Consider the following 14,983-nt stretch of genomic DNA (forward strand, 5'->3'; position numbering starts at 1 on the left):
CGTGGATAGAGACGCGCCAGCACCCGGCGCAACGGCGAATGGGCCCCAGTCACACCGGATGAGCAGCCCGCCGCCGCTCAAGCCCCCCCACCCCTCCGCTGCCGGCTGCGGTCCCCGCGAGATCGGCGAGGACTCAGGAACAACGCTGAAAGAGCAACTTATCAGCCTACTCGGCCCATCGCCGACCGACGAGGACAGCCTCATCCGCCTGCTATCCGTCCCCGCGGCCCGGCTCGCCCCCCTCCTTCTCGAACTCGAGTTGGACGGTCGGCTGGTGCGTATGCCCGGCAGCCGGGTGGCCCTGCTGGACTGAGCCGCGCTCCGGGTTGTCGGGGTGCTGGGTTTGCCTAGCGGTAGATGCTCAGCGGGATCGGTGCGCTCCACAGACGTTGGATCGCCCATGTTGATCCAGAAACAGCTGGCCGGCCGGTAAGCCGGGTCGCGGGACGGTCCGCGATAGGCGTGCGGCATAGGCGGTGGACGTGGGCGATAGCCGGGTGACGGTGTGGGGCTCTGGAGCAGACCGTTGGTAGCTATGCCCCTAGCATGGGCGAAAGCAGGGCATCGATAATGCCAAAGCTGACGGATACAGCCGAAGCTGGCCGCCTGCACCATGGCGAAAGCGTTGAGTTCCATGCATTGGGCCAAAAACCTCGAGGGCGAGCAAACAGCACGCCAAACATGACACTGGTCAGGATGGGGCGCAGGATGTCCCGCGCACCATCCCCAGCTTCGTGCAGGACGGGACTGCCGCCAGCAGCGACTTGACCGCGACGTCGGCCAGAAACTTGGCTCCATCCGGCAGCCCGGCAAAGCCTGCGACGCCAAGCGCCGCAATCAGACCGTTCTGCAGCAGCACGTGGAGCGCCTCAAAATGATGTCTGGCAGGCCCTAAGACCCCATCCTGCCGAGATAGCGTCGGCCGCTCGGGCTCGACCCCTAGCAGGTGCCGTTCTGCGCGGTCATCGGCTTTAGCCCCACGTCGATGCAGTGGCCGCACCGGAGCCCGCCCGAGATCGCCGCGCGCAGTTCCGCCGTGCCGTCGTTAGGGTTATTTTGCCCAGCGCACTTACCGTCTCTGCCAACCGCGGGGCCGTGAAGTCGTGGACACCAGCGAAACGCACGGGTCAGAGGCGAGCGTCGTCGGACCCGACGAGGACCGGGACCGGCACACTGCCCCGCCCCACCTCGCAATGCTGTCACCCAATGGAGACCGACGGCGGCGCGGCACTCGGCCACGTTGTGTCGGTTGCGTCCGTGTCGCCTGTCTCTCCCTGAACGCTCCAACTCAAACCGTCCGAAGCGCCCGCGCCGGGACGGAACGGGTCAGGCGCGTCGAGGTCCGGGATCGGCAACTCGGCCGTAAGCACGGGAAGTCCGCCCTCCGCCCCCTCAGAACCCCCGCCTCGTCCGGCCCACCCCGGTTCCGCGGGTTGCCCAAGCGTCGCGCTGAAAACATCACCGCCACCGCCAACCCATCCGTCGGCAGCACCCGCGCCGGCGCCTTCCGCGGACCACCCTGCCCCAACCCCGTGCTCCGCCCCGAAGGCAGCCGCAGGGCCGCCCGACGGGCCGGCACCCGCCCGGGTGGCCTCGCCTGGCTCGCCACCTCCGGCCCCGACCCTCGCACCACCGCCACCCGCACCCGGCCGCGCGTCGCCGTGCCGCAGGCGCAACGCGTGGTGGCCGCCGAGGGCACCGAGGCGGCCGCGGAAGACCACTTGCCCCGCGGCGGTCTCGAGCGTTGCCTGCTCGAGCACCCCCGGCGGCAGCGCGATGCGGTCGCCGGGGCCGAGGGCGTGCAGCTCGCCAAGCGTGATCTGGCGGCGGCAGAGCACGCCGGTCAGCTCGATCGGGGCCTGCCGTACGGCCTCGGCCAGGGGGCCGCGGGCGGGGGCCGGCGGCGCGCTCGCCGCCGGCGCGTCCGCGGTGGGCGCGGGTGCAGAGGCGCGCGGCGGGGCGTGGGGCAGGATGAGCAGCAGCGTCCCGTCGCGCTCGCCCGCGTCGCCGGCGCGCAGCGTGACCGAGACGAGCCGATACGATGTTTCCTCCAGCATCAGCGCCAGGGGACGGGGGTCGTCGAGGAAACTGGCGTAGCGGAACCCCGAGACGCCCTCGAACCCCGGCTGGCCGGCCAGTTCGGCCTCGAGCTCGGCAAGGCAGGCGCTGACGAAATCGGCGCAGATCGCCCCGTCGGTGCGGGTCGGGCGGCGGGGGACGGCGGGGCGGGCCGAGACGCGTCCCAGCGCCTGCATCTCGATCAGCGAGGTCAGCAGCCCGCTGTCCATGGCCACCGCGCCGAGGCGGTCGCCCGGCCCCTCGACCACCGAGATCAGCGGCTGCTCGGGCAGCAGCTCGGGGATCTCGGCCAGTTCGGCGTGGCCGGTCGTCACCTTGTCGAAGAACACTGCCAGCCCGTGGATGCGGTCGGCGGCGCGAGCGATGGCAGCGGCCACGGCGCGGTCCGGCGGGCGCGGCCCCGCGACGATCCGCGGCGGGTCGGCCTCGGGCGCGCTCGCCCCCTTGCCCCGCACGGCCCGGCGCGCGGCGAGGGCGCGCCGCAGCACCGATCCGCCGGGGGGCTGTCCCGCCGTCAAACTCTGCCCTGCCGCTGCCATGCCCTGCCCGAATCGCTGAGGTTCCGCGGTCAGACTGGCAGGGAAACCTTGCCAAGCGGTTACCGCGGCCCGGACCCGAGCTCCGAGGCTAGATGGCCAGCCCGTGCCGCCCGGCGAGGTCGGTGAAGAACTGCCACGCCACCCGGCCCGAGCGGGCCCCGCGCGTCGCCTGCCACTCGATCGCCTCGGCGCGCAGCACCTCGGGGTCCACGGCCAGCCCGTAGGCGGCGCAATAGCCGTCGATCATCGCCAGGAACTCGTCCTGCCCGCAGGGGTGGAACCCGAGCCACAGCCCGAAGCGATCCGAGAGCGACACCTTTTCCTCGACGGCCTCGCCGGGGTGGATGGCGCTCGCGCGCTCGTTGTCGATCATGTCGCGGGGCATCAGGTGGCGGCGGTTCGAGGTGGCATACAGTACCACATTCGGCGGCCGCCCGGCGAGGCCCCCGTCCAGCACCGCCTTGAGCGACTTGTACTGCGCGTCGTCGTGCGAGAACGACAGATCGTCCGCGAAGAGCAGGAAGCGGCGGTCGGACGCGCCCAGCATCCCGAGCAGCCGGCCGACCGAATCGAGGTCGTCGCGGGCAATCTCGACCAGCACCAGCGGCAGGCCCTGCGCCACGGCTTCGGCGTGCACTGCCTTGACGAGGCTCGATTTCCCCATCCCCCGCGCGCCCCAAAGCAGGGCGTTGTTGGCGGCGTGGCCGCGGGCGAACTGCAAGGTATTGGCGAGCAGCGTGTCCCGCGCCCGGTCGATTGCCACGAGCTGGTCGAGCGGCACCCGGTTCACCCGCGCGACGGGCTCGAGCCGGTCGGGGGCGGTGTGCCAGACATAGGCGTCGGCCTCGGCGAAGCTTGGCGGCGGGGCGGGCGGCGGGGCGAGGCGGTCGAGCGCGTCGGCGATCCGCTCGAGCGCCGCGGGATCAGTCGTCATCCTCGACCCACAACCCTTCGGCGCGCAGCTCGGCCTCGCGCTTCGTCTCGATCCGCTTCACGAGCTGGATGGCGACCTCGTAAAGCCCGTAGATCACCGTGAAGAGCACGATCTGGCTGACCACGTCGGGCGGCGTCACCATTGCGGCGAGGACGAGGATCGTCACCACCGCATAGCGCCGCATCGCGCCCAGCCCGGCCGCGGAGACCAGCCCCGCCTTGCCCATCAGCGTCAGCGCCACGGGCAACTGGAACGACAGCCCGAAGGCGAGGATGAACTTCGTCGTCAGCGACAGGTATTCGCTGATCGACCCCTGGAACACGATCCCGGCCATCTTGGGGTCGGCCGGCACCGGCACCTTGGGGTCGTCGGGCAGGCGCAGCGGCCCGCTCTGGAACCCGAGGAAGAAGTCGAAGGCCCAGGGCAGGATGATGAAATAGGCAAACGACGCGCCCAGCACGAACATGATCGGCGAGGCGATGAGGAACGGCAGGAACGCCTGTTTCTCGGAGCGATAGAGGCCCGGTGCGATGAACCGCCACAGCTGGTAGGCGATCACCGGGAAGGCGAGGATGAAGCCGCCGAACATGGCGATCTGCATGGCGAGGAAGAAGCCTTCCTGGACCTTCAACATGATCAGCCCGCACTCCTGCCCGCGCTTGGCCAGCGCGCCGCAGATCGGCTGGGTCAGGAAATTGAAGACCGGCTGCCAGATGAAATAGCACAGGATCGCCGCCACGACGAAGGCCAGGACCGACCAGATCAGGCGGGTGCGCAGTTCGGCCAGGTGCTCGATCAGCGGGGCCGAGCTGTCGTCGATCTCGTCGGGGCGTTGGGCCAAAGGTCAGCTCCGGTCGCTGCGGCGCACGGCGTGAAGCCGGCGCGCGCCGGGCTGGTGTGCGGGTTCGGGGGCGCCCGAGGCGGCCGAGGCGGTCGCCACGGCAGACGGCGCCGGTGGGGCTTCGGGTGCGGGATCGGGCAGGCCGAGGCCGAGGCCCGAGACGGTGCTGCCGGGCGCGGGGCTGGCCGGGCGGACGGAGCCGGCTGCGGGGGTCGCGGCGGGCGTGGCGGACGTCGCCGGGCTGGCCAAGGTCGCCGCAGACGCCGCGGTCGCCGCGGTCGAAGTCGCAGCCGGCGCGGCAGGAGGGGGCGCGGCCGGGTCAGGGACCGCCGAGGTGGCGTCGCGGACCGGCTCGAGCGGGTCCCATTTTTCGAACTTGTCGGCGGCGCGGGTCAGCGCGTCCAGACCCAGACCGCGCGGCGAGGCCATCTTCTTGAGGTCGGAGATCTCGCGGGTCGCCTCGTGGATGCCCGAGGCCTTGGCCGCGTCCTCCATCGCCGACGAGAACTCGCGCGCCATGCCACGGGCGCGGGCCGTGATGCGCCCGAGCGAGTGGAACATCACCGGCAGGTCCTTGGGACCGATCACGATCAGCGCCACGACGCCGATCAGCAGCAGTTCGGTCCAGCCAACGTCCAACATGATGCGAACCCAGCCCCGGTCGGCGCGGCCGACCCGCGTTTGCGTGCAGTTACAGGCGGTCGGCGTCGCGCGGCGTCACGTCGCGCAGCTCGGCAGCGCGGCGGGCGCGGGCGGCATCGGCCTCGGCCTGGATGCGGTCGGCTTCGGCGCGGGCCTTGGCGGCGGCGGCCTCGAGATCGTCGGCGCTGCGGTCGGCGCGGATCGCGGAGCGGTCGGTGGCGGTGTCCACGGTGCGCTCGACCTCGTCGGCGCCGTCACGGACCCCGCGTTTGAAGGCGGTGATGCCCTTGCCGACCTCGCCCATCAGCGAGGAAACCTTGCCCCGGCCGAACAGGACCAGGACGACGATGGCGATCAGCAGAAGCGCCATGGGGGAAGGTGCGTGCATCGTCTCTCTCCGGTTTAGTCGGGCGTGGGCCCGCTGCGGCGCGCGCGGCCGCTCTTGCGGATATAAGCGGACGGGACGGCGTCCGAAAGGTCTGAATCGCCCCGCGGGCCTCAACGCTGGGTGAGCGGAGGGGGTCGGGCGCCACCGGTCTGGCCCCAGCAAGCGGCGCGGAACGCTGGCAAAACGGGGGCGCAGACCCCAGATTGGCAGCACGGCGCGCCGCGCCCTTTTGCCCCGCTTCCTGCCGCGAGTTGCCCGATGAGCCCCGACCTCGCCCGCTTCGCCTATCTCGCGCTGCTGCTCGTCGCGGTCGGCGGCTTTTTGTTCGTCGAATTTCGCCGCGATGCGGGCAGCACCTCGCGCGGGATCCTCGCCTGGGGGCTGATCTTCGTCGGCCTGATCGCCGCGGCCGGGCTCTGGGACGACATCAGCCGCGACGTGATGCCGCGGCAGGAGGTGCTGGACGGCGGGCGGATCGAGGTGCCGCTCGGCAGCGACGGGCATTTTCACCTGACCGCCGAGATCAACGGCGCCCCGGTGCGCTTCGTCGTGGACACCGGCGCCTCGTCGCTGGCGCTGAGCCTGCGCGACGCGGGGCGCGCGGGGATCGACGCCGACCGGCTGGCCTTTGCCGGGCAGGCGCAGACGGCGAACGGCATCGTGCCCACGGCGACCGTGCGGCTTGAGAGTGTGCGGATCGGCGAGATCGAGGATCACGGCGTCACCGCGATGGTCATCGGCGGCGAGATCGACCGCTCGCTGATGGGCATGGACTATCTGCGCCGCTTCGCTCGCGTCGGGTTCGAGGGCGACAGGCTGGTGCTCGAGCGCTGAGCCGGCGTTGCCGCTCGCGGCGCGGGCCGGCGCGGTTGGACCCCGGTTTGGCCGTGGGACCGGCTCACGGCGTGGTCGGCGGGGATCTGGATGAGCATCCGGCGTTCGCAGGCGTCGAGCCGCGCGAGGATCACCGGCTCCGCCTCGCCGCGCGCCTTGGCCTTGCGCCAGATGCGCAGGCACGAGGCGGGCGACCACGGCAGCACCGCCCCTGCGAGCCAGCGCCGCAGCGCCTCGGGCAGCGCATCATAATGGCGCATCGCATCGGCAGCGAGGTGGCGACCACGGAACGGGGTCTGGCCGAGGTTGGATCGGGGCGGCGGCATGGCGTCTGTCGTTTAGTGATAGTATAACATATCACACAACCATCAGACCCGGTCCACCCTCCCCAGCAAGTTGCCGATGGCGTCGCCGCCGCGCCGTCCCCTGCCCGGCCCGCCTGCACAAATACCCCCCAACGCCTCAGCGCTTGCGCGCCCAGCGGCCGTCCTCCTCGGACCAGTATTCCGCCGCGACCCCGGCCCCGGTCAGCGCCCGCCACTGGCTGCGCGCCTGCTCGAGCGCGGCCGGATCATTGCCGTCGAAGACGATGCACACCCGCTCGGCCGGGCCGCATTCCGCCGCCTCGAGCGCCGCCCCGTCGAGCGCGATCAGGCAGGCCGCCCCCGCGGACGCCCCGCCCGCCACCGTCAGCAGCACCGGCTGCAGCGCGTCATGGGGCCCACCGGCGAGCCCGTGCGGCAGGAACCCCTCGCCCTGCCACAGCGCCTCGTCCAGCCGCGCCATGCGGCCCGCGTCGGTGCCGCGCAGCTCGACCCGCCAGCCCGCCGCCCGCGACTTGCCGATCAGCACCGGCAGAAGCTGCTCGGCGGCCGAGCGGGTCAGGTGATAGAAGAGCGCGCTGCCCACCCGGTCACTTCGCCTCGAAGCGGTCCCGCACCAGCCGGTCGAGCGTCATCACCCCCCACCCCGTCGCGCCCTTGGGCGCCAGCGGAGTCTCGCCCGGCGGCAGCGCCACCCCGGCAATGTCGAGATGCGCCCACGGCATCCCCTTGCGGATGAACCGCTGCAGGAACTGGGCCGCGGTGATCGACCCCGCCGGGCGGCCGCCGGTGTTCTTGATGTCGGCCAGCCGCGACTTGATCAGCTCGTCATAGGCCGGCGACAGCGGCAGCCGCCACAGCCCCTCGCCCTCGGCCCCGGCGGCGGACAGCAGGTCCGCGGCCAGCCCGTCGTCGTTGGAGAAGAGCCCGGCGTTCTCGTGCCCCAGCGCGATGATGACCGCGCCGGTCAGGGTGGCGAGGTTCACGACCGCCGCGGGGGCGAACCGCTCCTGCGCGTACCAGAGGACGTCGGCGAGCACGAGCCGGCCCTCGGCGTCGGTGTTGATGACCTCGATCGTGTCGCCCTTCATCGAGCGCACGATGTCGCCCGGCCGCTGGGCGCGGCCATCGGGCATGTTCTCGACCAGCCCGACGAGGCCCACGACATTGGCCTTGGCCCGGCGCAGCGCGAGGGTGCGCATCACCCCCGCGACGACGCCCGCGCCGCCCATGTCCATCGTCATCTCCTCCATCCCCTGAGCGGGTTTGATCGAGATGCCGCCGGTGTCGAAGACGACGCCCTTGCCGACCAGCGCCAGCGGCGCGGCCTCGCCGCCGCCCTGCCAGCGCATCACCACGACCTTCGAGGGGCTTTCGGACCCCTGCCCCACCCCGAGCAGCGCCCGCATCCCGAGTTCGGCGAGCTGGTCCTCGTCGAGCACCTCGACCTCGAGCCCGAGTTCGCGCATGGCGAGCAGGCGGTCGGCGAAGTCGCTGGTGGTCAGGACGTTGGCCGGTTCGTTGACGAGGTCGCGGGTGAAGAACACCCCTTCCGCCAGCGCCGCGCCATCGGCGGCGGCGCGGGCCGCGGCCTCGGGGTCATCGCAGAGCAGGGTGACGCGGGCCTTGTCCGGCTCGGGCGCCGGGGCCGCATCGGCGGGGGCCGCAGGCGCGGGCGCATCGGCGCCGCCGTCGGCCAGGCGCGCGTCGTCCGCGGCGCCGTGGGTCACCGACTGCGGGATCTCGGCCGGGGCATCGGCCGCCGGCGCGCCCTTGCGCCCGGCCTTTGCGCCGGGTTTCGGCGCGTCGGTCGCCGAGTCGTCCTCACGCGCGGGACGCGACTTGTAGACCGAGAAATCATAGCCCCTGAGCGCGATCCCGAGCGCGAGGTCGGCGATCCGGTCCTGCCCGGAGGCGAGGCCCGTGGCGAGCACCGTGACCTCACCCTTGCCCATCCGCGCGCCGATCGCGGCGCCCGCCTTGCGCGCCGTCGCCGCATCGGCCTTGCGCGGCATGTGCACGAGCTGCACCGCCTCGGCCTCCATCCCGGCCGGGAAGGCGAGGTCCATCGCCGCGCCCGGCTTGACCTCGGCCCAGGCCTTCGACCCGAGCGCCCGGGCGATCCCGCGCCGCAGCGCCGGGGCGAGGCCCTTGGGCGGCTGGCCGCGCTCGTCCACGAGCAGGACGACCCGTCCGCCGCGGGTGGAGAGATCGGCCCCGGCGGCCGGCATGAAGCGGATTTCGACGGGATGGGTCATCACGGACAGGCCTTCGATTGGGGAGCGGGGGCGAGCCTAGCCCCGCGCCGGGCGGTTTGCCAGAGCCGCCGGGTGCCCTCCCCCCGGCCGCCATCCGCCCATCCCGCACCAACGGCTTTCCCGGCCCGGCGCGCGGCTGTATCACCCAACCGAGCCCTCGCCCCCACGGAGCCCGGATGCCCCGGATCGACCGCTATATCCTCACGCAATACCTGACGCAGTTCGGGTTCTTCGCGCTGGTGCTGGTGTCGGTCTACTGGATCAACCGGGCCGTGCAGCTCTTCGAGCAGCTGATCCAGGACGGCCAGACGGCGCTGGTGGTGCTCGAGTTCACCGCCCTCACCCTGCCGCTCGCCATTGCGCTGGTGCTGCCGGTCGCGGCCTTCGCGGCGACGGCCTACGGGACCAACCGGCTCGCCTCGGAATCCGAGCTGACGGCGATGCAGGCGGCGGGGCTCTCGCCCTGGCGGCTGGCGCGGCCGGTGCTGGTCTTCGGGCTGCTCGTCGGGCTGATGGTCGCCGTGCTCGCGCACGCGCTGGTGCCGCTGGCGCGGGCGCGGCTGGCCGAGCGGCAGGCCGAGGTGGCCGAGAACGTCTCGGCGCGGTTCCTCAAGCCCGGGGCGTTCCAGTATCCGGCCGACGGGGTCACGCTCTTCATCGGCGATATCGCCGACGACGGGCGGCTGATCGGCCTGTTCCTCGAGGATGCGAGCGATCCGTCCCAGCACTCGATCTATACCGCCGAAGAGGCGCTGGTGGTCCGCACCGACGCCGGGCCGCGGCTGGTGATGTCGCGGGGCATGGTCCAGACGCTCCGGCAGGCGGACGGTGGCGCGCCGCGGCTGTCGGCCACGCGGTTTGCGGACCTGACCTATGACGTGGGCAGCTTCTTCGCCGCCGATGCCCGCAAGGCCCGCGACCTGCGGACCTATTCCACCCTGCGGCTGCTCATGCCCGACGCCGCCCTGCTCGAGGCGACCGGCGCCACCGCCCCCCGCGCCCGCGCCGAGGGGCACGAGCGGCTGGCGCAGCCGCTGATGGCGCCGGTGGCGGCGATGCTCGGGTTCTCGATGCTGCTCATCGGCGGGTATTCGCGCTTCGGGGTCTGGCGGCAGGTGCTCTGGGCGGTCCTCGCGCTGCTGGCCGTGCAGGCGCTGGCGACCGCGGCCGCCAGCCGCACCGCCGAGGCGCCAGGCAACTGGCCGCTGCTCTATCTCGCGCCGCTCGCCGGGGCGCTGGTCGCCGCCGGCGCGCTGTGGAGCGCGGGGCGCCCGCGCCGGATCAAGGCGCCCACCCTGCCCCCGGCGCCGCCCCCCCTCGCCCAGCCGGGGGCCGCGCCATGATCCTGCAGCGCTACCTCGCCCGCCGCTTCCTGCGTCAGTTCCTCGTCGTTGCCGGGGCCTTCGTCGCGATCCTGTTCCTCATCGACCTGATCGAGGAGATCCGCCGCTTCAGCCCCGCCGGCGCCGGGCTGCGCCGGGTTGCGGGGCTGGCCGGGCTGAACATCGTGGCGAGCGTCTATGCGATCCTGCCGCTCATCACCCTGCTGGCGGCCATCGCGCTGTTTCTCGGCCTCTCGCGCAGCTCCGAGCTGGTGGCGATCCGCGCCGCCGGGCGCTCGGGGCTCAGGATCGTCGCCGCGCCGGTGGTGACGGCGCTGCTTCTGGGCGCGCTGCTCGTTGCGGTGCTGAACCCGATCGTGGCGGGCACGACCAAGCGCTACGATCAGGCCGCGGCCCGGGTCGCGGGGGCGGCCACCCAGACCGTGTCGCTGGGCAAGGGGGCGGTGTGGCTTCGGCAGGGGGTGCCGGCGCGGACCGCGGGCGCGGGCGAGCGCGGGGGACAGATCGTCATCCGCGCCGGGCGCGCGAGCCCGGACGCCACGACGCTTTATGACGCGACCTTCCTCGTCTTCGACGCCGAGACCGGGCCGGTGCGCCGCATCGCCGCCCAGTCGGCGCGACTCTCGCAGGGGGCGTGGGTGCTGGCGGGGGTCAAGGAATGGCCGCTCGGCGCGGCCAACCCCGAGGCCGGGGCGCAGGTGCTGCCCGGGCTGACGCTGCCCACCGACCTCACCGCGGCGCGCATCCGCGACGGCTTCGGCGCGCCCGACTCGGTGCCGGTCTGGCAGTTGCCGGCCTTCATCGTCGGGCTCGAGCGGGCGGGCTTCTCGGCCCTGCGCCACCGGGTCTGGTTCACGACCGAGCTGGCGCGGCCGTTCCTGATGGCGGCGATGGTGATGCTGGCCGCGGTCTTCACCATGCGGCCGATGCGCGGGCGCCGCGCCGGGGTGCTGGTGCTCGGCGCCTTTGCCGCGGGCGTCGGGCTGTTCTTCCTGCGCAATCTCGCGCAGGTTCTGGGCGAGGCCGGCAACGCCCCCCCGGTATTCGCCGCCTTCGCCCCGCCGCTGATCGCGGCGCTTCTGGCGCTGGCCGCGCTGCTGAGGCTCGAGGACGGATGACCTATCGCAGCGCCCCCTCTCGGCCCCTTTCCGTCAGCGCCACCCTCGTCGCGCTGGCGCTGCCGCTGGCCCTGCCGCCCGCCCCGGTCGCGGCGCAGGTGGCCGCCACCCAACCCGCGGCCGCCCAACCCGCAGCCGCCCAGCCCGCCGCGGGGCAGCCCTGGTGGAAGCCCTGGGCGGGCTTCACCGACGGCCAGCGCGCCCGCCCGGCGCTCGCCCCCGGCGCAGGCACGGCCGAGACCCGCGCCGACGGGACCACCACGACCGACGTGCCCCGCGTCGTGCTGACGCCCTCGCGCCCGCCCACCCGCGACCCCGCCGGGGGGATTTCGCCCGAACCGGACGGCGCAGCCACCCTGCTCGCCGATCACGTCGAGCTGTCGGGCGACCGCATCCTCACCGCCTCGGGCGGGGTGGTGGTGTGGTTCGAGGGCGCGCGCCTGGTGGCAGAGCGGGTGATCTATGACGGCCGCGCCGGCACGATGACCATCGAGGGGCCGATCCACCTGACCGAGCCGGGCAACGCCGGCACCCCGGACGAGGCGGTGCTGGTCGCGGATTCGGCGCAGCTCGACGAGGGGCTGCGCGACGGGCTGCTGCGCGGCGCGCGGCTGGTGCTGGCGCGCGAGCTGCAGCTTGCCGCCGCCGAGGTGCAGCGGACCGGCAACGGCCGGATGACGACGCTGACCCACGTGGTCGCCTCGTCCTGCCAGGTCTGCGCCTCGGACCCGACGCCCTTGTGGGAGATCCGCGCCCGCCGCATCACCCACGACGCCGAAACCCGGATGCTGCACTTCGAGCGGCCGCAGTTCCGCGCCTTCGGCCTGCCGGTCGGCACGCTGCCCGCGATGTCCGCCCCCGATCCGACCGTCGAGCGGATGACCGGCTTCCTGCAGCCGCGGTTCCGCACCACCTCGGGGCTCGGGTTCGGCGTGATGCTGCCCTATTTCATCACCCTCGGCGACAGCGCCGATTTGACCGTGACGCCCTATGTTTCGGCCAGCCGCACCACCACGCTGGGCCTGCGCTACCGCCAGGCCTTCACCAACGGCGCGACCGAGTGGACCGGCGCGATCAGCCGCGACGACATCGAGGACGGCACTCGCGGCTATCTGTTCGGCGCCGCCCGCTTCGCGCTGCCGCGCGGCTACCGGCTGGGGGTGCAGGTGCAGACGGCCTCGGACCGCGGCTATCTGCTCGACTACGGGGTGAGCGACGCCGACCGGCTGTGGAGCGGGGTGACCCTCGACCGCATCGCCCGCGACCGGATGGTGACCGGGCGGGTCGGGCACTACCAGACCCTGCGCGAGGGCGAGCGCGCCTCGACCTCGCCCAGCCTCGTCGCGGACGCGCTGTGGGAACGGCGCTACGCGGCCTTCGGCGGCGAGGCGGGGTTGCAGTTCTCGGTCCATGCCCACCGGCGCAGCTCGGACGACAACATCCTTGGCCGCGACATCGCCCGCGGCTCGGCGCGGCTCGACTGGCAGCGCAACTGGCTGCTGCCGGGGGGCGTGGTGGCGGCGGCACAGACGCGGCTGGACGCGGACGTCTATCGGATCGGCGACGACGACCGCTTCGACCGCACCGCCGCCCGCGCCATTCCCGCGGCCGCGGTCGAGCTGCGCTGGCCGCTGGTCGCCCGCCAGGGCGCCGCCACCCACCTGCTCGAGCCGGTGGCCCAGATCGCCTGGTCGCCGCGGCTCGAGGACGAGGACGTGGTGCCGAACGAGGATTCGCGGCTGATCGAGTTCGACGAGGGCAACCTCTACATGCTTGATCGCCTGCCGGGGCGCGATTCGGTCGAGGGCGGGCTGCGCGCCAACCTCGGCCTGCGCTGGACCCGGATCGACCCCACCGGCTGGTCGCTCGGGGTGACGGCCGGGCGGGTGCTGCGCGACCGCCCGGACCCGGCCTTCGCCCGCGGCGGCGGGGTGCTGGCGGGCAAGCGCTCGGACTGGCTGCTGGCCGCGACCTACAGCGACGCGGGCGGGCTCGCCATCGCCAACCGGGCGCTCTTCGACGACGATTTCGACATCAACCGCAACGAGTTGCGGCTGGGCTGGCTGCGCCCCGGCTTTCAGCTTTCGGCGGGCTATCTGTGGATCGATTCGCAGACCATCGAGGGGCTTTCGGCGGACGTCTCGGAACTGTCGGCCACGACCGGTTGGCAGCTCGCCCCCGGCTGGTGGGCCAGCGCCGAGACCCGCTACGACTTTGCCGCCGACCGGGCGCAGCGCGCCGACCTGGGGCTGACCTACCGCAACGAATGCGTGAGCGTCGATCTTTCCGTCTCGCGCCGCTTCACCGCATCGGACAGTCTGCGCCCGGACACCGATCTGGGGCTGTCGGTGCGGCTGGGCGGCTTCGGCCGGCGGCCGGACGAGCTGCCGGGAACGGTGGCGCGGCGCGCCTGCGTAAGGTAGCGTGGCGCCCATGACGCAGATGAGGACGACGATGCGGCGGATCTTTCACGCGACCCTGACGGCCGGTTTCCTCGGCAGCACCGCGCTGGGGGCGGCGGCGGTCACCGCCACGCTCGGCCTCGGCAGCGCCCTGCTGTTGCCGCGCGGCGCCGAGGCCGGACCCTTCGCGCCGGTCGTCTATGTCAACAACGCCGCGGTCACGCAGTACGAGCTCGACCAGCGCATCCGCTTCATGCAGGTGCTGCGCGCGCCCGGCGCGGACCGCGAGAGTGCGCTCAAGGCGCTGATCGAGGACCGCCTCAAGCTCGACGCCGCGCGCCAGATCGGGATCGCGGTCAGCGACCAGGGGCTCGAGCAGGGGCTCGCCGATTTTGCCGGCCGCGCCAACATGGACGTGGGCCAGTTCACCGAGGCGCTGGCCCGCGACGGGGTGGACCGGCAGGCCTACCGCGACTTCGTCAAGGCCGGCGTCGCCTGGCGCGAGGTGGTGCGCCAGCGGGTCGTGCCGCGGGTGCAGGTGACCGACCGCGAGGTCGAGCAGGCGATGAAGCGCGACATCGAGACCCCGATCACCACCGCCGTGCTGCTGTCCGAGCTGGTCATGCCCGCCCCCCCGGGGCAGGAGGCCGCGGTGCTCGCGCGCGGGCGCCAGCTCTCCGAGACGATCACCACCGAGGGCGCCTTTGCCGCCGCCGCGCGGCGCTATTCCGCGGTGCCGACCGCGCCGCGCGGCGGGCGGCTCGAGTGGACGCCGCTCGCTGACCTCGCGCCGGGGCTGCGGCAGATCATCGAGGGGATGCGCCCGAACTCGATCAGCCAGCCGCTGACCGTGCCAGGGGCGGTGGTGCTGTTCTATCTGCGCGACACCCGCGGGCGGCTGCGCGCCGGGGCGACCGACCAGACGGTGGAATATGTGACGCTCGCGGTGCCCTCGGCGGCGGACGGGGCGCAGGTGCTGGCCCGCGCCGACAGCTGCGGCAAGGTCTTCGTCGAGGCGAACCGCTATGCCGGCGACGTGATCTCGCAGCAGACGATGCCGTTGTCGGCGGTGCCGCTGGACATCGCCCAGCGCCTCGCCTCGCTCGATCCCAACGAGGGGACGGTCATCGACTATGGCGCCGGCGCGCGGGTGGTGATGCTGTGCCGGCGCACGCCGACGCTGGCCGATGAGCCCGTGACGGCGTTCGAGAGCCTGCCCGGCCTGCCGCAGCCGGCGCGCCGGCCCGACCCGGTGCCGGGGGCCGCGGGTCAGCCCGGCGTC

General features: G+C 73.1%; 14 protein-coding genes and 1 pseudogene. 6 read left to right on the plus strand and 9 right to left on the minus strand.

The window, feature by feature from the left end; all coding sequences use genetic code 11:
* Positions 1-58: 58 nt before the first annotated feature.
* A complete protein-coding gene (locus ACFHYO_RS14405) occupies positions 59-313 on the plus strand; it encodes a DprA-like winged helix domain-containing protein (protein ID WP_394321303.1) in 255 nt (84 codons plus the stop codon).
* Between the two features lie 378 nt (positions 314-691).
* Here the strand turns inward: ACFHYO_RS14405 and ACFHYO_RS14410 are convergent, their stop codons facing one another.
* The 6 genes and pseudogenes from ACFHYO_RS14410 to ACFHYO_RS14435 all read right to left on the minus strand — a co-directional run.
* Complete coding sequence (locus ACFHYO_RS14410; protein WP_394321283.1) at positions 692-859, minus strand: hypothetical protein; 168 nt, start codon at positions 857-859, stop codon at positions 692-694.
* Between the two features lie 340 nt (positions 860-1,199).
* Positions 1,200-2,567 carry a FliM/FliN family flagellar motor switch protein gene (locus tag ACFHYO_RS14415; protein ID WP_394321285.1) on the minus strand — a complete coding sequence of 456 codons (1,368 nt, stop codon included), beginning with the start codon at positions 2,565-2,567 and terminating at the stop codon, positions 1,200-1,202.
* A gap of 139 nt (positions 2,568-2,706) precedes the next feature.
* On the minus strand, positions 2,707-3,552 hold the full coding sequence (locus ACFHYO_RS14420) for an ATP-binding protein (protein WP_036710213.1): 846 nt from the start codon (positions 3,550-3,552) through the stop codon (positions 2,707-2,709).
* The gene (tatC, locus tag ACFHYO_RS14425) at positions 3,542-4,393 is read right to left on the minus strand and encodes a twin-arginine translocase subunit TatC (RefSeq protein WP_394321287.1); all 852 of its coding nucleotides are present in this window, start codon (positions 4,391-4,393) and stop codon (positions 3,542-3,544) included. The genes ACFHYO_RS14420 and tatC overlap by 11 nt, the downstream gene beginning before the upstream one ends.
* A 3-nt stretch (positions 4,394-4,396) precedes the next feature.
* Positions 4,397-5,035, minus strand: coding sequence for a Sec-independent protein translocase protein TatB (gene tatB, locus ACFHYO_RS14430; RefSeq protein WP_394321289.1), 639 nt, complete (start codon positions 5,033-5,035; stop codon positions 4,397-4,399).
* Between the two features lie 226 nt (positions 5,036-5,261).
* Positions 5,262-5,423 (minus strand): annotated as a pseudogene (locus ACFHYO_RS14435) (twin-arginine translocase TatA/TatE family subunit); the annotation flags it as partial.
* Between the two features lie 258 nt (positions 5,424-5,681).
* On the opposite strand from ACFHYO_RS14435, the gene ACFHYO_RS14440 reads away from it, so the two are divergent.
* Positions 5,682-6,257: a retropepsin-like aspartic protease family protein gene (locus ACFHYO_RS14440; protein ID WP_036710207.1), complete on the plus strand. Its 576-nt coding sequence runs from the start codon at positions 5,682-5,684 to the stop codon at positions 6,255-6,257.
* Here ACFHYO_RS14440 and ACFHYO_RS14445 read toward each other — a convergent pair.
* The 3 genes from ACFHYO_RS14445 to ACFHYO_RS14455 all read right to left on the minus strand — a co-directional run bounded on the left by ACFHYO_RS14445 (position 6,197) and on the right by ACFHYO_RS14455 (position 8,838).
* Entirely contained in the window at positions 6,197-6,583 is a 387-nt protein-coding gene (locus ACFHYO_RS14445) for a DUF6525 family protein (protein ID WP_036710204.1), read from the minus strand. The genes ACFHYO_RS14440 and ACFHYO_RS14445 overlap by 61 nt on opposite strands.
* 136 nt (positions 6,584-6,719) lie before the next feature.
* A complete protein-coding gene (locus tag ACFHYO_RS14450) occupies positions 6,720-7,166 on the minus strand; it encodes a DNA polymerase III subunit chi (protein WP_036710201.1) in 447 nt (148 codons plus the stop codon).
* A 4-nt stretch (positions 7,167-7,170) separates the two neighbouring features.
* On the minus strand, positions 7,171-8,838 hold the full coding sequence (locus tag ACFHYO_RS14455; RefSeq protein ID WP_394321290.1) for a leucyl aminopeptidase: 1,668 nt from the start codon (positions 8,836-8,838) through the stop codon (positions 7,171-7,173).
* Between the two features lie 176 nt (positions 8,839-9,014).
* Here ACFHYO_RS14455 and lptF point away from each other — a divergent pair, with 176 nt between their 5' ends.
* The 4 genes from lptF to ACFHYO_RS14475 all read left to right on the plus strand — a co-directional run.
* A complete protein-coding gene (gene lptF, locus ACFHYO_RS14460; protein ID WP_394321292.1) occupies positions 9,015-10,181 on the plus strand; it encodes an LPS export ABC transporter permease LptF in 1,167 nt (388 codons plus the stop codon).
* Positions 10,178-11,299 (plus strand): LPS export ABC transporter permease LptG, encoded by a 1,122-nt coding sequence (gene lptG, locus ACFHYO_RS14465; protein WP_394321294.1) that lies wholly within the window; start codon positions 10,178-10,180, stop codon positions 11,297-11,299. Before lptF ends, lptG begins: the two co-directional genes overlap by 4 nt.
* Positions 11,296-13,722: an LPS-assembly protein LptD gene (locus ACFHYO_RS14470; RefSeq protein ID WP_394321295.1), complete on the plus strand. Its 2,427-nt coding sequence runs from the start codon at positions 11,296-11,298 to the stop codon at positions 13,720-13,722. Before lptG ends, ACFHYO_RS14470 begins: the two co-directional genes overlap by 4 nt.
* A gap of 31 nt (positions 13,723-13,753) precedes the next feature.
* On the plus strand, positions 13,754-14,983 hold a 1,230-nt coding region (locus ACFHYO_RS14475), incomplete at its 3' end, for a peptidylprolyl isomerase (RefSeq protein WP_394321297.1).

Source organism: Paracoccus panacisoli (assembly GCF_042435015.1).
In the GTDB taxonomy this organism is placed as follows: Bacteria; Pseudomonadota; Alphaproteobacteria; order Rhodobacterales; family Rhodobacteraceae; genus Paracoccus; species Paracoccus panacisoli.